At 68.4% G+C, this 23,065-nt stretch carries 21 protein-coding genes; 8 read left to right on the top strand and 13 right to left on the bottom strand.

The features are described 5' to 3' along the window. Positions 1-68: 68 nt before the first annotated feature. The 8 genes from murI to clpS are packed head-to-tail and all read right to left on the bottom strand — an operon-like array spanning position 69 to position 5,094. On the bottom strand, positions 69-890 hold the full coding sequence (gene murI, locus AWC14_RS03175; RefSeq protein ID WP_045383965.1) for a glutamate racemase: 822 nt from the start codon (positions 888-890) through the stop codon (positions 69-71). Then, positions 887-1,543 carry a rhomboid family intramembrane serine protease gene (locus AWC14_RS03170; RefSeq protein WP_045383962.1) on the bottom strand — a complete coding sequence of 219 codons (657 nt, stop codon included), beginning with the start codon at positions 1,541-1,543 and terminating at the stop codon, positions 887-889. The genes murI and AWC14_RS03170 overlap by 4 nt, the downstream gene beginning before the upstream one ends. Further along, a complete protein-coding gene (locus AWC14_RS03165; protein ID WP_045383960.1) occupies positions 1,534-2,496 on the bottom strand; it encodes a cysteine synthase in 963 nt (320 codons plus the stop codon). Before AWC14_RS03165 ends, AWC14_RS03170 begins: the two co-directional genes overlap by 10 nt. A 1-nt stretch (position 2,497) precedes the next feature. Then, complete coding sequence (locus AWC14_RS03160; RefSeq protein WP_045383957.1) at positions 2,498-2,770, bottom strand: MoaD/ThiS family protein; 273 nt, start codon at positions 2,768-2,770, stop codon at positions 2,498-2,500. Beyond that, positions 2,770-3,183 (bottom strand): M67 family metallopeptidase, encoded by a 414-nt coding sequence (locus AWC14_RS03155; protein WP_045383955.1) that lies wholly within the window; start codon positions 3,181-3,183, stop codon positions 2,770-2,772. Before AWC14_RS03155 ends, AWC14_RS03160 begins: the two co-directional genes overlap by 1 nt. Position 3,184: 1 nt before the next feature. After that, entirely contained in the window at positions 3,185-4,213 is a 1,029-nt protein-coding gene (locus AWC14_RS03150; protein WP_045383953.1) for a P1 family peptidase, read from the bottom strand. Then, positions 4,210-4,782, bottom strand: coding sequence for an oxidative stress transcriptional regulator AosR (aosR, locus tag AWC14_RS03145; protein WP_045383951.1), 573 nt, complete (start codon positions 4,780-4,782; stop codon positions 4,210-4,212). The genes AWC14_RS03150 and aosR overlap by 4 nt, the downstream gene beginning before the upstream one ends. A 9-nt stretch (positions 4,783-4,791) precedes the next feature. After that, complete coding sequence (clpS, locus tag AWC14_RS03140) at positions 4,792-5,094, bottom strand: ATP-dependent Clp protease adapter ClpS (protein WP_045383948.1); 303 nt, start codon at positions 5,092-5,094, stop codon at positions 4,792-4,794. Between clpS and AWC14_RS03135 the strand changes: the two genes are divergently transcribed. Together AWC14_RS03135 and AWC14_RS03130 are read left to right on the top strand one after the other, a co-directional pair. Further along, positions 5,082-6,449 carry a nicotinate phosphoribosyltransferase gene (locus AWC14_RS03135; protein WP_428838935.1) on the top strand — a complete coding sequence of 456 codons (1,368 nt, stop codon included), beginning with the start codon at positions 5,082-5,084 and terminating at the stop codon, positions 6,447-6,449. The two genes, clpS and AWC14_RS03135, sit on opposite strands and share 13 nt — an antisense overlap. Before the next feature lie 21 nt (positions 6,450-6,470). Continuing rightward, positions 6,471-8,447 carry an ATP-dependent DNA helicase gene (locus AWC14_RS03130; RefSeq protein WP_045383942.1) on the top strand — a complete coding sequence of 659 codons (1,977 nt, stop codon included), beginning with the start codon at positions 6,471-6,473 and terminating at the stop codon, positions 8,445-8,447. Here the strand turns inward: AWC14_RS03130 and glgP are convergent. Next, entirely contained in the window at positions 8,416-11,028 is a 2,613-nt protein-coding gene (gene glgP / locus AWC14_RS03125; RefSeq protein ID WP_045383939.1) for an alpha-glucan family phosphorylase, read from the bottom strand. The genes AWC14_RS03130 and glgP overlap by 32 nt on opposite strands. A gap of 191 nt (positions 11,029-11,219) precedes the next feature. On the opposite strand from glgP, the gene AWC14_RS03120 reads away from it, so the two are divergent. Next, entirely contained in the window at positions 11,220-13,298 is a 2,079-nt protein-coding gene (locus AWC14_RS03120; protein ID WP_045383978.1) for an alpha-1,4-glucan--maltose-1-phosphate maltosyltransferase, read from the top strand. 7 nt (positions 13,299-13,305) lie between these two features. Beyond that, positions 13,306-15,501, top strand: coding sequence for a 1,4-alpha-glucan branching protein GlgB (gene glgB / locus AWC14_RS03115; RefSeq protein WP_045383936.1), 2,196 nt, complete (start codon positions 13,306-13,308; stop codon positions 15,499-15,501). A 12-nt stretch (positions 15,502-15,513) separates the two neighbouring features. Here glgB and AWC14_RS03110 read toward each other — a convergent pair whose 3' ends face one another. Together AWC14_RS03110 and AWC14_RS03105 are read right to left on the bottom strand one after the other, a co-directional pair. Next, complete coding sequence (locus tag AWC14_RS03110) at positions 15,514-16,425, bottom strand: tetratricopeptide repeat protein (protein ID WP_045383933.1); 912 nt, start codon at positions 16,423-16,425, stop codon at positions 15,514-15,516. A gap of 110 nt (positions 16,426-16,535) precedes the next feature. Further along, positions 16,536-17,717 carry an acetyl-CoA C-acetyltransferase gene (locus AWC14_RS03105; RefSeq protein ID WP_045383930.1) on the bottom strand — a complete coding sequence of 394 codons (1,182 nt, stop codon included), beginning with the start codon at positions 17,715-17,717 and terminating at the stop codon, positions 16,536-16,538. 80 nt (positions 17,718-17,797) lie between these two features. On the opposite strand from AWC14_RS03105, the gene mce reads away from it, so the two are divergent. Next, entirely contained in the window at positions 17,798-18,274 is a 477-nt protein-coding gene (gene mce, locus AWC14_RS03100; RefSeq protein ID WP_045383928.1) for a methylmalonyl-CoA epimerase, read from the top strand. A gap of 51 nt (positions 18,275-18,325) precedes the next feature. On the opposite strand, the gene AWC14_RS29390 is transcribed toward mce, so the two are convergent. Both AWC14_RS29390 and nucS read right to left on the bottom strand, forming a co-directional pair. Then, on the bottom strand, positions 18,326-18,622 hold the full coding sequence (locus tag AWC14_RS29390) for a hypothetical protein (protein ID WP_057003515.1): 297 nt from the start codon (positions 18,620-18,622) through the stop codon (positions 18,326-18,328). A gap of 1 nt (position 18,623) precedes the next feature. Continuing rightward, a complete protein-coding gene (nucS, locus tag AWC14_RS03090; protein ID WP_045383925.1) occupies positions 18,624-19,295 on the bottom strand; it encodes an endonuclease NucS in 672 nt (223 codons plus the stop codon). A 49-nt stretch (positions 19,296-19,344) separates the two neighbouring features. Here nucS and AWC14_RS03085 point away from each other — a divergent pair, with 49 nt between their 5' ends. Genes AWC14_RS03085 through AWC14_RS03075 form a run of 3 tightly spaced genes read left to right on the top strand, consistent with a single transcriptional unit; the run spans position 19,345 to position 22,984 of the window. Continuing rightward, entirely contained in the window at positions 19,345-20,952 is a 1,608-nt protein-coding gene (locus AWC14_RS03085) for an adenylate/guanylate cyclase domain-containing protein (RefSeq protein WP_045383922.1), read from the top strand. A gap of 50 nt (positions 20,953-21,002) precedes the next feature. Continuing rightward, positions 21,003-22,490 (top strand): DNA-3-methyladenine glycosylase 2 family protein, encoded by a 1,488-nt coding sequence (locus AWC14_RS03080; RefSeq protein WP_045383919.1) that lies wholly within the window; start codon positions 21,003-21,005, stop codon positions 22,488-22,490. Beyond that, the gene (locus AWC14_RS03075; RefSeq protein WP_045383916.1) at positions 22,487-22,984 is read left to right on the top strand and encodes a methylated-DNA--[protein]-cysteine S-methyltransferase; all 498 of its coding nucleotides are present in this window, start codon (positions 22,487-22,489) and stop codon (positions 22,982-22,984) included. Before AWC14_RS03080 ends, AWC14_RS03075 begins: the two co-directional genes overlap by 4 nt. Positions 22,985-23,065 lie beyond the last annotated feature (81 nt).

The raw sequence follows: 23,065 nt of genomic DNA, 5'->3' as shown, positions 1-23,065 counted from the left end.
CGCTGACTACTGTGCCATGTTCGGCACCCTGTTGGCGAAAACATCACGGCTTTACTACGCGACGGCGACTATCTCGATATCCCGACGTGACGATGAACCGGATGGACCCCGGTGACGGCCGGTCCGAGGAACCGCGCCGCCAGCTTGGTGAACGCCTCGGGGTCGCCGGTGGCCTCGAAGACGCGGGTCGCCGGCGGCGCATCATGCGGGCGCAACAGGTCGCGTTCGGTGAGCACCCGCAGCAATTCCTTGGCGGTCTCCTCGGCACTGGACACCAGCGTGACGGTGTCGCCCATCGCCAATTGGATGAGGCCCGACAGCAGCGGGTAATGCGTGCACCCGAGCACCAGCGTGTCGACACCGGCACGCTGCAGAGGCTCGAGGTAACCCTCCGCCAGACCGAGCACCTGCCGTCCGCTGGTGATGCCGCGCTCGACGAAGTCGACGAACCGCGGGCACGCCACCGCGGTGATCTCGGTGTCGCGGGCGGCGGCGAACGCGTCCTGGTAGGCGTGCGAGGTGATGGTCGCCTGGGTGCCGATGACCCCGATGCGGCCGTTGCGGGTGGCGACGACGGCGCGGCGCACGGCGGGCAGGATCACCTCGACGACGGGCACGTCGTAGCGCTCGCGGGCATCGCGCAGGCACGCCGAGGATGCCGTATTGCACGCAATGACAAGGGCTTTGACGCCGCGCTCGACGAGGTCGTCGCCGATGGCCAACGCGTGGGCGCGGATCTCGGGAATGGTCAGCGGGCCGTACGGGCCGTTGCCGGTGTCGCCGACGTAGACGATGTCCTCGTCGGGCAGCTGGTCGATGATCGCGCGGGCAACCGTCAATCCGCCCACGCCGGAGTCGAAGATCCCGACGGGCGCCAACGCATTGCTCATCGCGGCAATGCCCGTCGGCGTTCCCGGGCCTTACGTTCCGGGCTGGACAACAGGTAAGCCGCCAGCACCCCGGCGATCCCGCCGCACAGGTGGCCCTGCCACGACACGCCGCCGCACACGTTGAGCACCGGCACCGCACCCCACAGCACCCCGCCGTAGAGGAACAGCACCACGATCCCGATCACGATCTGCCAGCCCGAGCGGGTGAAAAACCCGAACACCAACAAGAAGGTCAGCCACCCGAAGATCAGGCCCGACGCGCCGATGTGGTCGGTCTCCCCGCACGGCGAGCCGACGTCGCCGATCAGCCAGGTGCCGAAGCCGCCGAGAATCCACACGATCGCCGTCGCCCACAGAAAGCGCGACAGCCCGGCCAGCGTCACCAGAAAACCGAGCACCAACGCGGGGCCGGTGTTGGCGGCCAGGTGCGCCCAATTCGCGTGCAGCAGTGGGGCGAAGACGATGCCCCACAGTCCGTCGGTCTCCAGTGGGCGAATTCCGTTGCGGTCCAACTGATGTCCGCCGAGCTGATCGATAAGTTCGACGACGTAGAGCAGTACCACGAAGCTGATGATCGTGGCCCCGCCGACCACCACGGTCGAACGCTTCTTGGGTTGCTGGGCGGGCGGCACCACCGGTCGACTCACGCCCATAGCTGGCCCTCCAACGCGTCCTCGGCTTCGTCCAAGGTACCGGCGTAGGCGCCGGTGGACAGATACTTCCAGCCGGCGTCGGCGACGACGAACGCGATGTCGGCACGCTCGCCGGCCTTGACCGACTTCGCGGCCACCCCGAGTGCGGCGTGCAGCACGGCGCCGGTGGAGATGCCCGCGAAGATGCCTTCGATTTCGATCAGTTCCCGGGTGCGGCGCACCGCGTCGACGCTGCCGACCGAGTAGCGGGTGGTCAGCACATCCGGGTCGTACAGTTCCGGCACGAAGCCCTCGTCGATGTTGCGCAGCGCGTAGACGCCCTCGCCGTAACGGGGTTCGGCGGCGACGATCCGCACATCGGGGACGTGCTCGCGCAGAAACCGGCCGGTGCCCATCAGCGTGCCCGTCGTGCCCAGCCCCGCGACGAAGTGCGTGATCTCCGGCAGGTCGGCCAGCAGCTCGGGGCCGGTGCCGTAGTAGTGCGCGTCGGTGTTGGCCGGGTTGCCGTACTGGTAGAGCATCACCCACGACGGGTTGGCCGCGGCCAGTTCCTTGGCTTTGGCGACCGCGGTGTTGGAGCCGCCCTCGGCGGGCGAGAAGATGATCTGCGCGCCGTAGAGCTCGAGCAGCTGGCGTCGTTCGATCGACGTGTTCTCCGGCATCACGCAGATCAGCTGATAGCCCTTCAGCCGGGCCGCCACAGCCAACGAGATGCCGGTGTTGCCGCTGGTGGGCTCCAGGATCGTCGCGCCCGGCTTCAGCAGCCCGTCGGCCTCGGCCTGCTCGATCATCCGCAGCGCAGGCCGGTCCTTGATCGACCCGGTCGGGTTACGGTCTTCGAGCTTGGCCCACAGCCGCACGTGCGGCTCGTCGTCCCAGCGGGGTGACAAGTGCGGCAGGCCGACCAGCGGGGTGTTGCCGAGCGCGCCCAGCAGCGAGTCGTAGCGGGTCACGCTAGCCGCCGGCGACGGCGGGCAGGATCGTCACCGAGTCGCCGTCGGCGATCGTGGTGTCCAGCCCGCCGGAGAACCGCACATCTTCGTCGTTGACGTAGATGTTGACGAAGCGGTGCAGCTTGCCGTTATCGACCAGACGCTCGGAGATGCCCGAGTAGTTGGCCTCCAGGTCGCTGATCACCGCCTTCAGCGTGTTGCCGCTGGCCTCGACGCGTTTCTCCCCGCCGGTGTGCGTACGCAGGATGGTCGGGATGGACACGGTGACGCTCATCAGTACTCCTCAACGATGGTGACGGGCTCTTCGGTGACGACGCCGTCGATGATGCGGTAGCTGCGCAGCTCGTGCTGCTCGGGGTCGCGGGTGGACACCAGCACGTAGTGCGCCTCGGGTTCGGCGGCCAGGCTCACATCGGTGCGGCTGGGGTAGGCCTCGGTCGCGGTGTGCGAGTGGTAGATGACCACCGGCACCTCGTCGGCTTCGTCCATCGCGCGCCACACCTTGAGTTGCTCGGCCGAGTCGAACCGGTAGAACGTCGGCGAGCGTTCGGCGTTGACCATCGCGATATGCCGCTCCGGTCGATCCGAGCCCTCGGGGCCGGCCAGCACACCGCAGGCCTCGTCGGGGTGGTCGGCGCGGGCGTGGGCGACCATCGCGTCGACCAGGTCGGCACGAATCACCAGCACGTCAGACTCCTCCAGACTTGAATGCTCCCGGCAACAGGTCCCGGTAGGTCGGTATTCCGGCCACCGACTCGGCGGCCAGCACACCGTCCAGCACCGCGCGGGCCAAACAATCGGCCGCCGCCGCGCCGACCTCGGTGACCAGCGCGGTCTCCGGGGAGAGTGCGGCCGGCGTTTCGGTGGGCGGCACCTCGACGGCGCCGGTGGCCAGCGCGAATACCGTATCGCCGTCGAGTGGGGTATGCGACGGCCGGATGGTCCGGGCCAGGCCGTCGTGGGCGGCGATGGCGACCCGGCGGCAGGCGGCCGGGCTGAGCGCGGCGTCGGTGGCGACCACCGCGATCGTGGTGTTCAGCGGGCTCTGCTCCGCGTTCAGCTGCGCGAACGCCGCGATCTGCTCGGCCGGCGGCGGCGTCAGCCCGAACTCGTCGATCAGGTACGTCAGCCATGGCAGCCCGGTGTTGGTGTCGACGGCCTCGCCCGCGGCGTTGACCACTGCGACCGCCCCGACGGTGACACCCGACGGCAGCGTGACCGAGGCCGTTCCCACGCCACCCTTGAGGACCCCTACCCGGGCGCCGGTGCCCGCGCCGACGCTGCCCAGGGCGAAGTCGGCGCCGGCCGCTTCGCAGGCGGCGTAGCCGAATTCGGCGGTCGGCCGGCAACCCCAGCCGCCGACCGGCAGGTCGAAGACGACCGCGCCGGGCACGATCGGCACCACGCCGCCGTCCATCGCGACGCCGCGGTCGTGTTCCTCCAGCCAGCGCATCACGCCGTCGGCGGCGGCCAGCCCGTAAGCGCTGCCGCCGGCAAGCAGCACCGCGTCCACATAGCGCACGGTGTTGGCCGGATCGAGCAGGTCGGTCTCGCGGGTGCCGGGTGCGCCGCCGCGGGAATCGACGGCGCCGACGGTGCCCGGCGGGGTCAGGACGACGGTGACGCCGCTTGCCCACCCGGCGCCGAGGGTGGCGTCCGGGTCCAGCCGATGGTGTTGTCCGACCCGGATGCCCCCGACGTCGGTGATCGAATTCACCGGGACCCCATCAGCGCGAGCACCAGGTATTCCTGCAGAAAGGTGAGCCACTGGTAGACGTCGAGATGGGGGGCCAGCGGATGGTCGTCGGGCAGCCGGTCCGGCCCGTCGGGTCGGATGTCGAGCATGGTGCCCAGCGCCAGCCGGACGTCGTTGACGGCTGCGATCCAGGCGTTGGCGGCGTCCTCGGTCAACTCGAACCGGCCGCCGTCGTCGGGAACCGTATCCAATAGTTGCTGTGCCGCAACACGTTTGGCTTCGATGATCTCCGGCTCGTGCAGGCTGCGCAGCGCAGCGTTCAGGCTTTCTGCGGAGTCCTCCGCGTCGTCGTCGGGCTTGTAGAAATCCGGCAGCAGCCGCCGCAGCGTCTCGTTGTTCGGGGGTTCGGTGTTGCCGGTCTTCATCCCGGTGATCTGCTCGAGTTCGTCTCGCGGCGAAGAGGATTCGCGTTCGTCGAGCAGGCCCATCATCGAGCCCACCAGGCTCTTGAGCAACTCCGCCTCGTGCGGGGCCAGTGCGGACCGAAAACGGGGACCGTCAGCGGTTTCGACCCGCTTCCACTTGCGCACGCCTCGATCTCACCGGTCCTGCTGCATGGTGGCCCACAGGCCCGCGGCATGCAGCTTGGACACGTCGACCTCCATCGATTCCCGACTGCCCGACGACACCACGGCCTTGCCCTCGTTGTGCACCTGCAACATCAGCTTGGTGGCATGCGGCTCGCTGTAGCCGAACAACTTCTGGAAAACGTACGTCACGTAGTTCATCAGGTTGACCGGGTCGTCCCACACAATGGTGACCCACGGACTAGCCGTGACGTCGACGGGATCGACCTGCTGGGCACCACTGGTTCCCGGCTTAGTCGGCGCTGACGCAACCATGGCTCCCAGGATACCGACCACGCACCCGATACCGTTGCGGTGTGGACGACTCGGCCTGCGCTGGGCTGCTGACCGACAAGTACGAGTTGACAATGCTGGCCGCCGCGCTGCGCGACGGCACCGCGGCGCGGCGGACCACGTTCGAGTTGTTCGCCCGCCGGCTGCCCGACGGGCGGCGTTACGGCGTGGTGGCCGGCACCGGCCGCTTCTTGGAAGCGTTGCCGCACTTCAGGTTCGACGACGCGGCGCTGACGTCGCTGGCCGAGTTCCTCGACCCGAGGACGCTGGACTACCTTCGCGATTTCCAGTTCCGCGGCGACGTCGACGGCTACGCCGAAGGCGAGCTGTACTTCCCGGGATCGCCGGTGCTTTCGGTGCACGGCAGTTTCGCCGAATGCATCGTGCTGGAAACGCTCGCGCTGTCGATTTTCAACCACGACAGCGCGATCGCATCGGCGGCCGCGCGGATGGTCAGCGCCGCGGCCGGCCGGCCGCTGATCGAGATGGGCTCCCGACGCACCCACGAGCAAGCCGCCGTCGCGGCGGCCCGGGCTGCCTACATCGCCGGCTTCGCCGCATCATCGAACCTCGAAGCGCAGCGGCGCTACGGCGTGCCCGCCGAAGGCACCGCCGCGCATTCATTCACGTTGTTGCACACCGGCCCCAGCGGGCCCGACGAACCGGCCGCCTTCCGTGCCCAGGTTGAGGCGCTCGGTGCCGAAACCACGCTGCTGGTCGACACCTACGACGTGACGGCCGGCGTCGACAATGCGGTGGCGGCCGCCGGGACCGGGCTCGGCGCGGTGCGCATCGACTCCGGCGAGCTGGGTGTGCTGGCCCGCCAGGTCCGCGAGCAGCTGGACCGGCTGGGCGCCACACAGACCCGGATCGTGGTCTCCGGTGACCTTGACGAGTTCGCGATCGCCGGGCTGCGGGCCGAGCCGGTCGACAGCTACGGGGTGGGGACCTCGCTGGTCACCGGGTCCGGCGCGCCGACCGCGAACATGATCTACAAGCTGGTCGAGGTCGACGGCATCCCGGTGCAGAAGCGCAGCGCCCGCAAGGAGTCCCACGGCGGGCACAAAGAAGCTCTGCGGACGAGCCGCCCGACCGGCACGATCACCGAGGAGATCGTGTACCCCGCCGGCCACCCGCCCGAGGCCGCCGAGCCGTGCCGGGTGTTGACGGTCCCCCTGGCGCGCGACGGCGAATCCGTGGCCGACGTGGATTTGGGCGTGGCGCGCAAGCTGGTGGCGTCGGGCTTGCGAAGCTTGCCCTGGGAGGGTCTGATGTTGTCGCACGGCGACCCGGCGATACCGACCCAGCAGATCCCGGCCCGCACAGCCAACCGATAACCAGGAGTAGCCACGCCCGAAGTGCCCGCCCTGCTGGCCACTGCGGTAGCAGCGCTCGGTGGCAGCGAGCGCAGCGGTCAACTGCAGATGGCCACCGCGGTGGCGCACGCCTTCGACACCGGTGAGCACCTGGCGGTGCAGGCCGGCACCGGCACCGGAAAGTCGTTGGCGTACTTGGTGCCGGCGATTGTGCGCGCGGTGTCCGACGATGCGCCGGTGGTGGTGTCGACGGCGACGATCGCGCTGCAACGCCAGCTCGTCGACCGCGATCTGCCCCAGCTGGTCGACTCACTCGCCGGCGAACTGCCCCGCCGGCCGCGGTTCGCGCTGCTGAAGGGGCGACGGAATTACCTGTGCCTCAACAAGATTCACAACGGCGCGGCCACCGACGGGCCGCAGGACGAGCTGTTCGAGCCTGTCGCGGCCACCGCGTTGGGTCGCGACGTGCAGCGGCTCACCGCGTGGGCGTCGACGACGGAATCCGGCGACCGCGACGACCTCAAGCCCGGCGTGGCCGACCGGTCGTGGGCCCAAGTCAGCGTGTCCGCACGCGAATGCCTCGGCGTGGCGCGCTGTCCGTTCGGCGGTGAATGTTTCGCCGAACGGGCCCGCGCCGAGGCCGGTCGGGCCGATGTCGTCGTCACCAACCACGCGCTGCTGGCCATCGACGCCGTCTCCGACTCGGCCGTGCTGCCCGAACACCAGCTGCTGGTCGTCGACGAGGCGCACGAGCTGACCGATCGGGTGACCGCGGTGGCCACCGGCGAGCTGTCCGCCACCGCGCTCGGCGTTGCGCACCGGCGCGCGGCGCGGCTGATCGACCCCGAGCTGTCCGAACGGCTCGAGGCCGCGACGGCGACGTTCTCCTCGGCGATCCACGACGCGTCACCCGGACGCATCGACCGGCTCGACGACGAGCTGGCCAGCTACCTGGCGGCGCTGCGCGACGCGGCGGGCAAAGCCCGCTCGGCCATCGACACCGCGCCCAGCGACCCGAAGGCGGCGTCCGCGCGCGCCGAGGCGGTGGCTGGGCTCGCGGAGATCGCCGACACCGCGGCCCGGATCCTGACGTCGTTCGGGCCGGCGATTCCCGATCGCACCGACGTGGTGTGGTTGGAGCACGAGGAGAACCGCGCGGTGCTGAAGGTGGCGCCGCTGTCGGTGGCAGAGTTGTTGCGCGGCAAGGTGTTTGAGCGATCGACGACGGTGCTCACGTCGGCGACGCTGACCGTCGGCGGCAGCTTCGACGCGATGGCCACCGCATGGGGTCTCGCCGGGGACGACGGCTGGCGTGGGCTCGACGTGGGATCGCCGTTTCACCACGCCAAGGCCGGCATCCTGTACGTTGCGGCCCACTTGCCGCCGCCGGGGCGGGACGGCACCGGCTCTGCCGAGCAGTTGAGCGAGATAGCCGAGCTGATCACGGCGGCGGGCGGACGCACGCTGGGCCTGTTCTCGTCGATGCGGGCGGCCCGCGCGGCTGCCGATGCGATGGCCGACCGGCTGTCCACCCCCGTGCTGTGCCAGGGCGACGACAGCACCGGCGCGCTGGTCGAACAGTTCGCCGCCGACGATGCCACATCGCTGTTCGGCACGCTGTCGCTGTGGCAGGGCGTCGACGTGCCCGGCCCGTCGCTGTCGTTGGTGATCATCGACCGGATCCCGTTTCCGCGGCCCGACGATCCGCTGCTGTCCGCACGGCAGCGTGCGGTGGCCGCGCACGGCGGCAACGGCTTCATGGCCGTCGCCGCCAGCCACGCCGCGCTGCTGCTGGCGCAGGGCTCGGGGCGGCTGCTGCGCCGCGTCGACGACCGCGGGGTGGTGGCGGTGCTCGACTCGCGGATGGCCACCGCCCGCTACGGCGGCTACCTGCGCGCGTCGCTCCCGCCGTTCTGGGCCACGACCGACGCGGCCAAGGTCCGCGAGGCGCTCACGCGGCTGCGGACATCGCTGGAGGACCGCCCGGTCACTCCGTCGCCGAGCGCTCAGCCAGCGTGACCAGGCCCAACTCGGTGTCACCGGCAAGCATCGGGTGGCGCGGCAGCACTCGCACCGTGTAACCGACCGACCCGGCGACCGGCAGCGGCATCGTCGTCGAGAACACCTCGTCGCCGCCGAACGCGGTGCCGGTGTGCGACATATCGACGGTCACCGGGTCCAGCAGCGCATCACCGGCATCGACCCTGCCGACCAGTGCCTGCACGGTCACTTCGTCGGGCTGCAGACCGGCCAGTTGCACGGTCGCGGTCAGGGTGAGCTCCGAGCCGAGCACCGGGGTGTCGGGCAGGCCGGTGCTGTCGACGTCGTTGATGCGGATCTTCGGCCAGGCCGCAACAGCGCGTTGCCGGTAGGCGGCCAGCTCGCGGGCGGCGTCGAACCTCACCACGCCGTCGGCGTCGACCGCGACCGTGCGGCGCACCGACTGGGCTGCCGGCCGGTAGTACCGCTCGACGTAGTCGCGCACCATCCGCGAGGCCAGCACCTTCGGCCCGAGCGTCTGCAAGGTGTGACGCACCATTTCGATCCACCGCGGCGGCACCCCGTGCTCGTCGCGCTCGTAGAACGTCGGCGCCACCGAGTGCTCCAGCAGGTCGTAGAGGGCGGCGGCCTCCAGATCGTCGCGACGGTCCTCGTCGGCCATCCGCGAGGCCGACGGTATCTCCCAGCCGTTCTGGCCGTCGTACCACTCGTCCCACCAGCCGTCGCGGATGGACAGGTTCAACCCGCCATTGAGTGCGCTTTTCATCCCCGACGTGCCGCACGCCTCCAACGGCCGCAGCGGGTTGTTCAGCCACACGTCGCAGCCCCAGTACAGCCGTCGCGCCATCGACATGTCGTAGTCGGGCAGGAAGGCGATGCGGTGACGCACGGCGGGCCGGTCGGCGAATCGCACCACCTGTTGGATCAGCGCCTTGCCGCCGTCGTCGGCGGGATGCGACTTGCCCGCGACGATCAGCTGGATCGGCTTCTCGTTGTCGAGCAGCAGCCGCTCGAGGCGGTCGGGGTCACGCAGCATCAACGTCAGCCGCTTGTACGTCGGCACTCGCCGGGCGAAGCCGATGGTGAGGATCTCGGGGTCGAATGCCGTTGAGATCCAACCGAGTTCGGCCTCCGACGCCCCACGCTCCAGGCAGGACCGGCGCAGCCGCGCCCGGACGTCGTCGATCAGCAACGCCCGCAGTTGCGAGCGGATCCACCACAGGTGCCCGGCGTCGACTCCCTGCAGACGCTGCCACACCTGCGGTTCTGTCAACGAGTCCGAGCCGGCCAGCTCGCGGCCCAGTTGCAGCCACTGCGGCGCGGCCCAGGTGGGCGCATGCACCCCGTTGGTGATCGACCCGATCGGCACCTCGTCGGGATCGAAGCCGCGCCACAGGTCGTTGAACATCACCCGGCTCACCCGGCCGTGCAGCAGCGAGACGCCGTTGGCCCGTTGCGCCAGCCGCAAACCCATGTGGGCCATGTTGAATTTGTCCGGATCCTCCTCGGCGCCGAGCACCAGGATCCGCTCGGTCGCCACGCCGGGCAGCAGCACGGAACCGTCGCCGGTGTCGTCGAAGTAGCGCCGCACCATCTCCATCGGGAACCGGTCGATGCCGGCGGGCACCGGGGTGTGGGTGGTGAAGACGGTGCTGGAGCGCACCACGGTCAGCGCGGTGTCGAAATCCAGCCCGGCGTCGGTGACCAGCTCACGTATGCGTTCCGCCCCGAGGAAGCCGGCGTGGCCCTCGTTCATGTGGAACACGTCGGGCGACGGGAGCCCCTCGATGTCGACGAAGGCGCGGATCGCCCGCACGCCGCCGATCCCGGCCAGGATTTCCTGCTTGATGCGGTGCTCCTGGTCACCGCCGTAGAGGCGGTCGGTGACGCTGCGCAGGTCGTGCTCGTTTTCCGGGATGTCCGAGTCCAGCAGCAGCAACGGGACGCGGCCGACCTGCGCCACCCAGATGCGGGCCCGCAGCCGGCCGGAGTCGGGCAGCGCCAGCTCGATCGACACCGGATGGCGGTCGGCGTCGGTGAGCAGCCGCAAGGGCAGGCCCTGCGGGTCCAGCGACGGATACGTCTCCTGCTGCCAGCCGTCCACGGTCAGCGACTGACGGAAATACCCCGACCGGTAGTACAGGCCGACGGCGATTAACGGCAGACCCAGGTCCGACGCCGACTTCAGATGATCGCCCGCCAGAATTCCCAGGCCGCCCGAGTAGTTGGGCAACACCTCGGCGACCCCGAACTCCATCGAGAAGTAGGCGATCCCGGAAGGCATTGCGACGCCGTCGTTTTGCTGATGCTGATACCACAGCGGCCTGGTCAGGTAATCGTCGAGATCTAGGGCCAATCCGTCCAGGCGGTCCAGAAACTCTCCGTCGGCGGCCAATTCGTCGAGCCGCGCCGGCCGCACCGCTCCCAGCAACGCCACCGGGTCCTGCCCGCATTGCGTCCACAGCTCCGGGTCGATGGCCGCGAAGAGATCCTGCGTCGGGTTGTCCCACGACCATCGCAAGTTGGTCGACAGCTTCTCCAGCGCCGCCAGACGTTCCGGAAGATGCGCGCGGACGGTGAACCGGCGGAGGGCTTTCACGGGTCCATACCTTACTGACGACGAGCCGGCGCCGACGTGTCGACAGCGGCCGCTTAACAAGCCCCGCGTGTGGCCCGACACTACGGTGGGTATTGGGCGCAGGGGGTGTTCCCGAACAGGGAGGGCCGCCCGGCGACGATGCGGGCCGCGCGGCGGCCCGATGAGGAGACGGGCGATTGGAGGAAGTCGCGGTGCCAGGTCGTGTCGAGATCGATGACGTCCAGCCCGTCGTGTCCTGCGGCGCATACCCGGCTAAGGCCGTGGTCGGCGAGGTGGTCCCGGTCCGGGCGTCGGTCTGGCGCGAAGGCCACGAGGCTGTGGCGGCCACGCTGGTGGTGCGCTACCTGGGTCCCCATTACCCGCAGGTCAGCGAAACACGGCGGATCAAGGCCGTGCAGGTGGCCGAAAAGGACGCGCTCGAGACGCCGCCGCGAATCAAACCGCTGCAGCTGCCGATGACAATGGGCGAAGAGCCCTACGTGTTCCACGGGCAGTTCATCCCCGACAGCGTCGGACTCTGGACGTTCCGGGTGGACGGCTGGGGTGATCCGATTCACAGTTGGCGCCATGCCGTCGTCGCCAAATTGGACGCCGGCCAGGGCGAAACGGAGCTGTCCAACGACCTGCTGGTCGGTGCCCGGTTGCTGGAACGCGCCGCGACCGGCGTGCCGCGCAGCCAGCGCGAACCCCTGCTGACGGCCGCGGCCGCGCTGCGCAAACCGGGCGATCCGCTGACCCGGGCGGCCGCGGCGCTGAGTCCCAGGGTCGAGGAGCTGCTCACCCAGTATCCGCTGCGCGACCTGCTCACTCGCGGCGACCAGTACGGGGTCTGGGTGGACCGGCCGGAGGCCCGCTTCGGCGCCTGGTACGAGATGTTCCCGCGCTCGACCGGGGGCTGGGACGCCGACGGCAACCCGGTGCACGGCACCTTCGCCACCGCCGCGGCGGCGCTGCCCCGGATCGCGGAGATGGGCTTCGACGTGGTGTACCTGCCGCCGATCCACCCGATCGGCAAGATCCACCGCAAGGGCCGCAACAACACCGCCACCGCCGTACCCGGCGACGTGGGATCGCCGTGGGCGATCGGCAGCGACGAGGGTGGCCACGATGCGGTGCACCCGGCGCTCGGCACCATCGACGACTTCGACGACTTCGTCGCGGCGGCCAGCGACCTCGGGATGGAGGTGGCGCTCGATCTGGCGCTGCAGTGCGCGCCCGACCACCCGTGGGCGCGCGAACACCGCGAGTGGTTCACCGAGCTGCCCGACGGCACCATCGCCTACGCAGAGAACCCGCCCAAGAAGTACCAGGACATCTATCCGCTCAACTTCGACAACGACCCGGCCGGGCTCTACGACGAGGTGCTGCGCGTGGTGCGGCATTGGATCGACCACGGCGTCAAGATCTTTCGGGTCGACAATCCGCACACCAAGCCGCCGGACTTCTGGGCGTGGCTGATCGCTCAGGTGAAAGCGGCCGATCCCGACGTGCTGTTCTTGTCGGAAGCGTTCACGCCGCCGGCCCGCCAGTACGGCCTCGCCAAGCTGGGCTTCACCCAGTCCTACACGTATTTCACGTGGCGCACCGCCAAGTGGGAGCTCACCGAATTCGGCCAGGAGATCGCCGAACTCGCCGACTTCCGCCGGCCCAACCTGTTCGTCAACACCCCCGACATCCTGCACGCCGTGCTGCAGCACAATGGCCCGGGCATGTTCGCGATCCGGGCGGTGCTGGCCGCCACCATGAGCCCGGCCTGGGGAATGTATTCCGGTTACGAGCTTTTCGAGCACCGCGCGGTGCGCGAAGGCAGCGAGGAATACCTGGACTCGGAGAAGTACGAGTTGCGGCCCCGCGACTTCGCGGGCGCGCTGGCCGAAGGCCGGTCACTCGAGCCGTTCATCGCCCGGCTCAACAACATTCGCCGTTTGCATCCCGCGCTGCGTGAACTGCGCACCATCCGGTTCCACAGCATCGACAACGACGCGCTGCTGGCCTACAGCAAGTTCGACCCGACCACCGGCGACTGCGTGCTGGTGGTGGTGACGCTCAACGCATTCGGACCCGAAGAGGCGACGCTGTGGCTGGACATGGCCGCACTGGGTATGGAGCCCTACGAACGGTTCTGGGTGCGCGACGAGATAACCGGTGAGGAATACCAGTGGGGCCAAGCCAACTACGTGCGCATCGATCCCGCCCGGGCAGTCGCCCACATCATCAACATGCCGCTGATCCCGTCCGAATCCCGATACCCGCTGCTGCGCCGGAGGTGACGCCGCAATGACACCGACCGACCAACTCGCCAGAACCAACCTGACGCCCGAACCCAGCGACCTCGATCGACTGCTGGCCGGCGTGCACCACAATCCGCACGGCATCCTGGGCGCCCACGAATACGGTAATCACACCGTCATCCGGGCATTTCGCCCGCACGCAACCGAAGTCGTCGCGCTGGTCGGCGCGGACCGCTATCCGCTGCAGCACATCGACTCGGGCCTGTTCGCCGTCGCGCTGCCATTCACCAACCTCATCGACTACCGGCTCGAGGTCAGCTACAACGGCTCGCAGCCGCACACCGTCGCCGACGCGTACCGCTTCCTGCCCACGCTCGGAGAGATGGACCTGCACCTGTTCGCCGAGGGCCGCCACGAACGGCTATGGGAAGTGCTGGGCGCCCACCGTCGCTCGTTCACCACCGCCGACGGCGTGGTCGAGGGTGTGTCGTTCGCCGTATGGGCGCCAAACGCCAAGGGCGTCAGCCTGATCGGCGAGTTCAATCACTGGGGCGGCAACGACGCGCCGATGCGGGTACTGGGCTCCTCGGGTGTGTGGGAGCTGTTCTGGCCCGGCTTCCCACCCGACGGCCTGTACAAGTTCCGGGTGCATGGCGCCGACGGCAGCGTCACCGACCGCGCCGACCCGTTCGCTTTTGCCACCGAGGTGCCGCCGCACACCGCATCGCGGGTCTACACCAGCGACTACTCCTGGGGCGACGCCGACTGGATGACCCAGCGCGCCCAGCGCAACCCGGTTTTCGAGCCGATGAGCACCTACGAGGTACACCTGGGGTCCTGGCGGCCCGGGCTGAGCTACCGCAACCTCGCTCGTGAGCTGACCGATTACGTTGTGGCGCACGGCTTTACCCACGTCGAGATGCTGCCCGTCGCCGAGCACCCCTTCGCCGGGTCGTGGGGATACCAGGTGACGTCTTATTACGCACCGACGTCGCGATTCGGCACCCCCGACGATTACCGCTACCTGGTCGACACACTGCACCAGGCCGGTATCGGCGTCATCGTGGACTGGGTCCCGGCACACTTCCCCAAGGACGCCTGGGCGCTCGGCCGGTTCGACGGCACACCGCTCTACGAGCATTCCGACCCCAAGCGTGGCGAGCAACTCGACTGGGGCACTTACGTATTCGACTTCGGCCGGCCCGAGGTTCGCAATTTCCTGGTGGCCAACGCGCTGTACTGGCTGCAGGAGTACCACGTCGACGGCCTGCGGGTGGATGCCGTCGCCTCGATGCTCTATCTGGACTACTCGCGGCCGGCAGGCGGCTGGACGCCGAACGTCTACGGCGGCCGGGAAAACCTGGAAGCGGTGCAGTTTCTGCAGGAGATGAATGCCACCGCGCATCGTGTGGCCCCGGGCATTGTCACCGTCGCCGAAGAGTCGACGTCGTGGCCCGGCGTGTCGCGGCCGACCAACGTTGGCGGCCTGGGCTTTTCGATGAAGTGGAACATGGGCTGGATGCACGACACGCTGGACTACATCAGCCACGATCCGGTGCATCGCAGCTATCACCACCACGAGATCACGTTCTCGATGCTCTATGCGTTCAGCGAGAACTTCGTGCTGCCGCTCAGCCACGACGAGGTGGTGCACGGCAAGGGCACGTTGTGGGGACGCATGCCGGGCAACGACCACCTCAAGGCCGCCGGGCTGCGCAGCCTGCTGGCCTACCAGTGGGCCCATCCCGGCAAGCAATTACTGTTCATGGGACAGGAATTCGGTCAGCGCGCCGAATGGTCCGAGGAGCGTGGCCTGGATTGGTTCCAGCTCGACGAGAACAGCTTCTCGACCGGCATCCTGCATTTTGTGCGTGACATCAACGCGATCTACCGCAGCCGTCCGGCGCTGTGGAGTCAGGACACCACCCCCGACGGTTACTCCTGGATCGACGCCAACGACTCGGCCAACAATGTGCTGAGCTTCCTGCGCTACGGCAGCGACGGCTCGGTGATGGCGTGCGTGTTCAATTTCGCCGGCACCGAGCACAGCAACTACCGGCTGGGCCTACCCACCGCGGGCCGCTGGCGCGAGGTGCTCAACACCGATGCGGCCGATTACAACGGCGGCGGTATCGGCAACCTCGGCGGCGTCGACGCGACCGACGAGCCGTGGCACGGTCGCCCGGCGTCGGCGGTGCTGGTGCTGCCGCCCAGCTCGGCGCTCTGGCTGGAACCCGAGTAACGCGGACCGCGCTCAGTACAGCGCGTTGGCGAGGTTGCGCCGGCCCGCAATCACTTCGGGGTCGGCCGGATCGAACAGGTCGAACAACTCGATCAGTCGGGTGCGAACCTTCGTGCGCTCGTCGCCGGAAGTCCGTCGCACCAAGGCGATCAGCCGGTCGAAGGCGCCAGTGACATCCTGGTTGAGGAGCTGCACATCGGCGGCGGCGAACGCCGCGTCGATGTCGTCGGGCGCGGCGTCGGCGAGGGCCACCGCATCCGGTGAGTGCGCCGTCGCGCGCATCAGGAAGGCGATCTGACGGACCGCGCCCTTGGCTTCGGCGTGATTGGGGTTGGCGTCCAGGATCGCTTGATACGAGTCGAGCGCGGCGGCGAAATCGCCGTCCTGAAGCTGCTGGCGCGCCTGCGCCAGCGCCGGGTCGACTTCTTCCGCATCCTCGGAATCGCCTGCGCCGCTGAGCTTGCCGGCGGTCGCCGACAGCAGCGAGTCCACCCAGCGGCGTAACTGGTCGGCCGGCTGCATGCCCTGAAAGCTCGACAGCGGCTGTCCGGCGGCCAATGCCACCACGGTGGGGACCACTTGGATACCAAAGATCTGGGCGATCTCGGGAACGGTATCGACGTTGACGGTCGCCAGCGACCACTTGCCACCATCGGCGGCGGCCAGGCCGGACAGGATGTCGGCCAGCTGCAGGCACACGTCGCTACGCGGCGACCACAGCAACACCACGACCGGCACCTGATTGGACCGGACCAGCACCTCGTCTTCGAAGTTGGCCGTGGTGATCTCGACGCCGGCCGGCTTCGTCGAGCCGGCTCGCGCATCGCCACCGGCGGAGGAACTCTGCTGGGCGCGCTGCTTGAGCGCGGACAGATCGACCGCTCCCGCCAGGGCGGGCCCGATCGGGGGTCGGGGACGGCTCACGTCGTCAAGTCTGGCACGGCGCTACCGGTGTCCTGGCACCCGGTCGCGGGGCTCCGGTGACCAAAATCACAGTTCACGAGGCCAGCAACCATTTCCGCGGGCATCGGCCCTCAGCCGGCCCGCAGGATCAGCGCGTCGCCCTGACCCCCGGCGCCACACAGCGCTGCGACACCGTAGCCGGAGCCGCGGCGCGCCAATTCGAGCGCCGCATGCAGCGTGATCCGGGCGCCCGACATGCCGATCGGATGCCCGACCGCGATCGCGCCGCCATTGACGTTGACGATTTCGGGGTCGACACCCAGTTCCCTGGTCGAGGCCAGCGCGACCGCGGAAAACGCTTCGTTGATCTCCACCACGTCAAGTTGGTCCACCGAGATGCCTTCGCGGCCAAGTGCTTTCTTGATCGCATTGGCCGGCTGCGACTGCAGCGTCGAGTCCGGGCCGGCCACCACACCGTGCGCGCCGATCTCGACCAACCACGACAACCGGAGTTCTTTGGCCTTGTCCTTGTTCATCACGACGACCGCGGCCGCACCGTCGGAGATCTGCGACGACGACCCCGCCGTGATGGTGCCGTCCTTGCGGAACGCCGGCTTGAGACCGGCCAGCGATTCGGCGGTGGTGTTGGCGCGGATGCCCTCGTCCTCGGTGAACTGCAGCGGATCCCCTTTGCGCTGCGGGATATTCACCGGCACGACCTCGTCAGCGAAAACGCCGTCCTTCCAGGCCGCGGCGGCCTTCTGGTGTGACCGCGCGGCGAACTCGTCTTGTTCGCGACGGGTGAACTTGTCAGTCTCGTTGCGCTGCTCGGTCAGCGCGCCCATCGGCTGGTCGGTGAACACGTCGTGCAACCCGTCGTAGGCCAGGTGGTCCAGCACCGTCACATCGCCGTACTTGTAGCCGGCCCGGCTGTCCATCAGCAGATGCGGCGCCTTGGTCATGGACTCTTGGCCGCCGGCCACCACCACGTCGAACTCACCGGCCCGGATGAGCTGGTCGGCAAGCGCGATGGCGTCGATGCCGGACAGACACATCTTGTTGATGGTCAGCGCCGGCACATCCCAGCCGATGCCGGCTGCCACGGCGGCCTGACGGGCGGGCATCTGCCCGGCTCCCGCCGTCAGCACCTGGCCCATGATCACGTACTCGACCGCCGACGCCGGCACCTTGGCCTTCTCCAGCGCGCCGGCGATCGCGATAGCGCCCAGGTCACTGGCCGAGAAATCCTTCAACGACCCCATCAACTTGCCGATGGGCGTCCGTGCTCCAGCAACTATCACCGACGTCGTCATGAGAACCTCCGAAAGGGACGAAAACGGCCGATTTTGCGGCCGGTGAAGCGCAATCTTTCCCGTCAGGTTACCGTGACGTTATGACCACCGAACACGTTGACGTCCGTCGCACCCTGGCCAGCGCGTTGGTGACGGCGGTCGATCACGTCGGCATCGCGGTGCCCGACCTCGACGAGGCGATCGCCTGGTACCACGACCACCTCGGCATGATCGTGCTGCACGAGGAGGTCAACGACGAACAGGGCATCCGCGAGGCGATGCTTTCGGTGCGCGGCGCCCCGGTCGGCAGCGCGCAGATCCAGCTGATGGCCCCGATCGACGAGTCGTCGACGATCGCGAAATTCCTCGACAAACGCGGGCCCGGCATCCAGCAGCTGGCCTACCGGGTCAGTGACCTGGAGGCGCTGACCGAGCGGCTGCGCAGCCAGGGCATCCGGCTGCTCTACGACACGCCGCGGCGCGGCACGGCGGATTCGCGGATCAACTTCATCCACCCGAAAGACGCCGGCGGCGTTTTGATCGAGTTGGTCGAGCCGGCAGCCGATTCGGCTCACTAAGACCTCGGCGGCGAACCGCCGCACCCGGCTTCGCCGCGCTTGCGATCGCCGCTAATACCACTTGCGCGTGGGCCCGCGGTTTGCGCGGTTGGCCCAGCACGGCGTGTGCCAGTGCCGGCGGTCTTCCACCGCCGCCTCCCCCGCATCAGCGCGCCACACCACCACATGCGGTGTCCCGGGACGGATTTCGTGGTCACAGCCCGGGCACCGGTACGTCTTAGCGGCTCGCGTGGCGGCAACCGGTCGCACTTCGTACTCGTAGCCGTCGGGCCCGGATTCCACCCGGCGCATACCCGGCAGCGGCCTTGACGGCTGCTGCCGACGGGGTGATGCGCGACGCCGGGCCATGTCAGAATAGCCGGTATTCGTCGCTATCCATGCCGCGCATTCGATCGTAATCCAGTGTCAGACAACGGATTCCACGATCCATAGCCAAAGTCCGGGCCTGCGGCTTGATTTGCTGTGCGGCGAACACCCCGCTCACCGGCGCCAGCAGGCTGTCGCGGTTGAGCAATTCGAGGTATCGGGTGAGCTGCTCGACGCCGTCGATCTCGCCGCGCCGCTTGATCTCGACGGCGACGTTGCGGCCCTGTTCGTCACGGCACAGCAGGTCGACCGGACCGATCGGGGTCATGAACTCCCGGCGCACCAACGTGTATCCCGCGCCGAGCAGCTCGACGTGTTCGGCGAGCAGCGCCTGCAGATGAGCCTCGACGCCATCCTTGACCAGCCCGGGATCCACGCCCAGCTCGTGAGTGGAATCGTGCTCGATCTCCTCGACGGTGATCCGCAACTGCTCGCCGGCCTTGTTCTCGACGACCCAGACCGGCAGCTTCCCGTCGAGTTCCTCGGTGAGCCGGCACGGCGGGCTCATCCAGTTCAGCGGCTTGTAGGCACGGTCGTCGGCGTGCACGCTCACCGAGCCGTCTGCCTTGAACAGCAGCAGCCGGCGCGCGGAGGGCAGATGCGCGGTAAGCCGGCCCAGGTAGTCGACGGTGCACCGGGCGATCACAAGACGCACGCGACTCACCTTAAGGGCCGTCGAGCGGACAAATTAGGCTGACGCCACCATGATGGCCCAGAGAACACTGGCCCAACGGCTAGGTCGGCTGCTGGAGCGTGTGACTCGGCAGAGCGGTCGGCTGCCCGAGACCCCGGCGTACGGCTCGTGGCTGCTCGGCAGGGTATCGGAAAGCCAACGGCGCCGCCGCGTGCGGATTCAGGTGATCCTCACCGTGTTCATCGTCGGGGTGAACCTGATCGGAATCGGCGTGGACCTGCTGTTGCTCAGCGTCGCGTTTCCGGTACCCAGCGTCTTTTCCGACGCGCCCGCGTGGCTCACGTTCGCGGCCGTGCCTGCCTATATCGCGGTCGCGCTGGTACTCGGCACCTATTGGATCACCCGGCGCACGGTCGGCGTATTGCGCTGGGCGATCGAAGAACGCAGCCCCACCCCGGCCGACGAACGCAACACCTTCCAGGCCCCGGCAGGGGCGGCGGCCGTCAACTTCATCCTGTGGGGAACGGGAGCGGCGCTTTTCACGACCCTCTACGGCCTGACCAACAGCCTGTTCATCCCGCAAACCCTGTTCTCGGTGAGCTTTTGCGGTGTCCTGGTCGCCACGGCCTGCTATCTCATTTTCGAGTTCACCCTGCGGCCGGTCGCCGCCCAAGCGCTCGAGGCCGGGCCGCCGCCACGGCGATTCGCCCCGGGCATCATGGGCCGGACCATGATGGTGTGGATGCTCGGTTCCGGCGTGCCGGTCATCGGCATTGCGCTGACAGCGTTTTTTGCGCTGGTACTGCGCAACATGACCGAGACCCAGTTCGGGGTGGCGGTGCTCATCTTGTCCGCGGCCACACTGATATTCGGATTCACGCTGATGTGGTTGTTGTCCTGGCTCATCGCAACACCGGTGCGGGTGGTGCGCGCCGCACTCCAGCGCGTCGAACAGGGCGACCTGCAGGTCGACCTGGTGGCGTTCGACGGAACCGAACTCGGCGAATTGCAAAGCGGTTTCAACGCGATGGTCAACGGGCTGCGGGAGCGGGAACGCGTGCGCGACCTGTTCGGCCGCCACGTCGGTCGCGAAGTGGCCGCGGCCGCCGAACGAGAACGGCCCAAGCTCGGCGGCGAAGAACGCCATGTGGCAGTGCTTTTCGTCGACATCATCGCCTCGACGCAGTTGGTGACCAAGCGGCCGGCCACAGAGATCGTCCAACTGCTGAACCGGTTCTTCGCGGTGATCGTCGACGAAGTGGACCGCCATTGCGGACTCGTCAACAAATTCGAGGGTGATGCGACGCTGGCCGTCTTCGGCGCGCCAAATCGCCTGGAGCATCCCGAAGACCAGGCACTGGCCGCCGCTCGCGCCATCGCCGAGCGGCTGGAGCGCGAGGTGTCGGAGTGCCAGGCGGGCATCGGCGTGGCGGCGGGACAGGTGGTCGCCGGCAACGTCGGCGCCAAGGAACGATTCGAGTACACGGTGATCGGCGAGCCGGTCAACGAGGCAGCCCGGCTGAGCGAACTGGCCAAGGAGCAACCGACGCGGTTGTTGGCGTCGTCGGCAGCGGTCGAGGGCGCCGGCGACGAGGAGCGTGCCCACTGGTCGCTGGGCGACACCGTAACGCTGCGCGGCCACGACGAGCCGACCAGGCTGGCCACGCTCGCCACCTAGATGTCGCTTTTCCGCTAGTGCTGTCGGCGCCCAGGTGTAATGGTCGAATCGTGCATGAAGACTTCGACCGCTGCTACCGGGCCGTGCAGTCCAAAGACGCCCGGTTCGACGGCTGGTTCGTCACCGCCGTGCTGACCACCGGCATCTATTGCCGGCCCAGCTGTCCCGTGCGGCCGCCGTTTGCCCGTAACGTGCAGTTCTACCCGACCGCTGCCGCCGCCCAGCGCGCCGGGTTTCGGGGCTGCAAGCGGTGCCGCCCGGACGCGTCGCCGGGCTCGCCGGAATGGAACGTGCGCGGCGACGTCGTCGCGCGGGCGATGCGACTCATCGCCGACGGCACCGTGGACCGCGAAGGCGTCAGCGGCCTGGCCGCCCGCCTCGGCTACACCGCCCGTCAGCTGGAGCGCTTGCTGCAGGCCGAGCTCGGCGCCGGCCCGCTCGCGCTGGCCCGCGCGCAGCGCACGCAGACCGCCAGGGTGCTGATCGAGACGACCGACCTTCCGTTCAGCGATGTCGCGTTCGCCTCCGGGTTTTCCAGCATCCGCCAGTTCAACGAGACGCTGCGCGCGGTGTGCGACAGCACTCCCACGGCGTTGCGCCAACGAGCGGCGGCCCAGTTCGGGTGCAACCACACCTCGCCGGGGTCGGTGACACTGCGCCTGCCGGTACGGACGCCGTTCGCCTACGAAGGCGTTTTCGGCCACCTGGCCGCGGGCGCGGTCCCCGGGTGCGAGGAAGTACGCGACGGCATGTACCGCCGCACACTGCGGCTGCCGTCGGGCAACGGCGTCGTCAGCCTGACACCGGCACCCGATCATGTCCGTTGCCAACTGGTCCTCGATGACTTCCGCGACCTGACGACGGCGATCGCCCGGTGCCGGCGGCTGTTGGACCTCGACGCCGACCCGGAGGCGGTGATCGACGTGTTGGCGGCTGACCCTGAGCTGGCCGCAGTGGTGGCGAAGGCGCCGGGCCAACGCATTCCCCGCACCGTCGACGAAAGCGAACTGGCCATCCGCGCCGTGTTGGCTCAGCAGATCTCGACAAAGGCCGCCAGCACCCACGCGGGCAGGCTGGTCGCCGCGTACGGGCACCCGGTACCCGACGCCGGCGGCGCGCTGACGCACACCTTCCCGTCGGTCGAGCAGCTCGCCGAGATCGATCCGGCCCATCTGGCCGTGCCCAAGTCGCGTCGGCGGACGGTGACGGCGTTGGTCGAAGGACTCGCCGACGGCAGTGTGGTGCTCGATGCGGGTTGCGACTGGAACGCCGCCCGCCGGCAGCTGCTGACGCTGCCCGGCGTCGGGCCGTGGACCGCAGAAGTGATTGCCATGCGCGCACTGGGCGATCCTGACGCGTTTCCGGCAACCGACCTGGGGCTGCGACTGGCCGCCGAACAGCTCGGATTGCCCGCGGACCAGCGGACGCTCATCGAGCGCAGCCTGCCGTGGCGCCCCTGGCGGTCCTACGCCACCCAGCATCTGTGGACGACGCCGGAGCATCCGGTAAACCATTGGCCATCGAAGGAGATCGCGTGATTCACTACCGCACCATCGACAGCCCGATCGGCCCGTTGACGCTGGCCGGGCGCGGCGACATCTTGACGAACCTCCGCATGGTCGATCAGACCTACGAGCCCGATCGTGCTGGTTGGACTCTCGATGAAGCGGCATTTCCGGACGCCGTCGACCAACTCCAGGCCTATTTCGCCGGCGATCTCACCGAATTCGACCTGCAACTCGACATGGTTGGTACCGATTTTCAGCGCCGGGTCTGGCAAGCCTTGACGACGATCCCGTACGGCGAAACTCGCTCCTACGGCGAAGTCGCAGCACAAATTGGGGCTATCGGGGCGGCGCGGGCGGTTGGATTGGCCAACGGACACAATCCGATTGCCATTATTGTGCCGTGTCACCGCGTTATCGGCGCAGGCGGCAGCCTTACCGGTTATGGCGGTGGATTGGATCGCAAACGAACGCTTCTCGAATTAGAGAAACGCCGTAAATCAGCGACTCTCACGCTTTTCGACTAGAAAATAAAAAAGGGCACCTTGTGGGTGCCCTTTTTTGTGGGTGTTCGGCGGTGTCCTACTTTTCCACCCGGGTGGGTAGTA

The sequence above is a fragment of the Mycobacterium kyorinense genome, from assembly GCF_002101735.1.
Classification (GTDB): domain Bacteria; phylum Actinomycetota; class Actinomycetes; order Mycobacteriales; family Mycobacteriaceae; genus Mycobacterium; species Mycobacterium kyorinense.
The sequence above is the reverse complement of the archived record's forward strand: the minus strand, read 5'-3'. Positions and strand labels throughout refer to the sequence as shown.

What these genes read in the sequence shown, in the direction of transcription:
- murI (WP_045383965.1), bottom strand. Translation starts at nt 890, where the DNA reads ATGAGCAATGCGTTGGCGCCCGTCGGGATCTTCGACTCCGGCGTGGGC.
- AWC14_RS03170 (WP_045383962.1), bottom strand. Translation starts at nt 1,543, where the DNA reads ATGGGCGTGAGTCGACCGGTGGTGCCGCCCGCCCAGCAACCCAAGAAG.
- AWC14_RS03160 (WP_045383957.1), bottom strand. Translation starts at nt 2,770, where the DNA reads ATGAGCGTCACCGTGTCCATCCCGACCATCCTGCGTACGCACACCGGC.
- clpS (WP_045383948.1), bottom strand. Translation starts at nt 5,094, where the DNA reads ATGGTTGCGTCAGCGCCGACTAAGCCGGGAACCAGTGGTGCCCAGCAG.
- glgB (WP_045383936.1), top strand. Translation starts at nt 13,306, where the DNA reads ATGACACCGACCGACCAACTCGCCAGAACCAACCTGACGCCCGAACCC.
- AWC14_RS03105 (WP_045383930.1), bottom strand. Translation starts at nt 17,717, where the DNA reads ATGACGACGTCGGTGATAGTTGCTGGAGCACGGACGCCCATCGGCAAG.
- mce (WP_045383928.1), top strand. Translation starts at nt 17,798, where the DNA reads ATGACCACCGAACACGTTGACGTCCGTCGCACCCTGGCCAGCGCGTTG.
- AWC14_RS29390 (WP_057003515.1), bottom strand. Translation starts at nt 18,622, where the DNA reads ATGGCCCGGCGTCGCGCATCACCCCGTCGGCAGCAGCCGTCAAGGCCG.
- AWC14_RS03085 (WP_045383922.1), top strand. Translation starts at nt 19,345, where the DNA reads ATGATGGCCCAGAGAACACTGGCCCAACGGCTAGGTCGGCTGCTGGAG.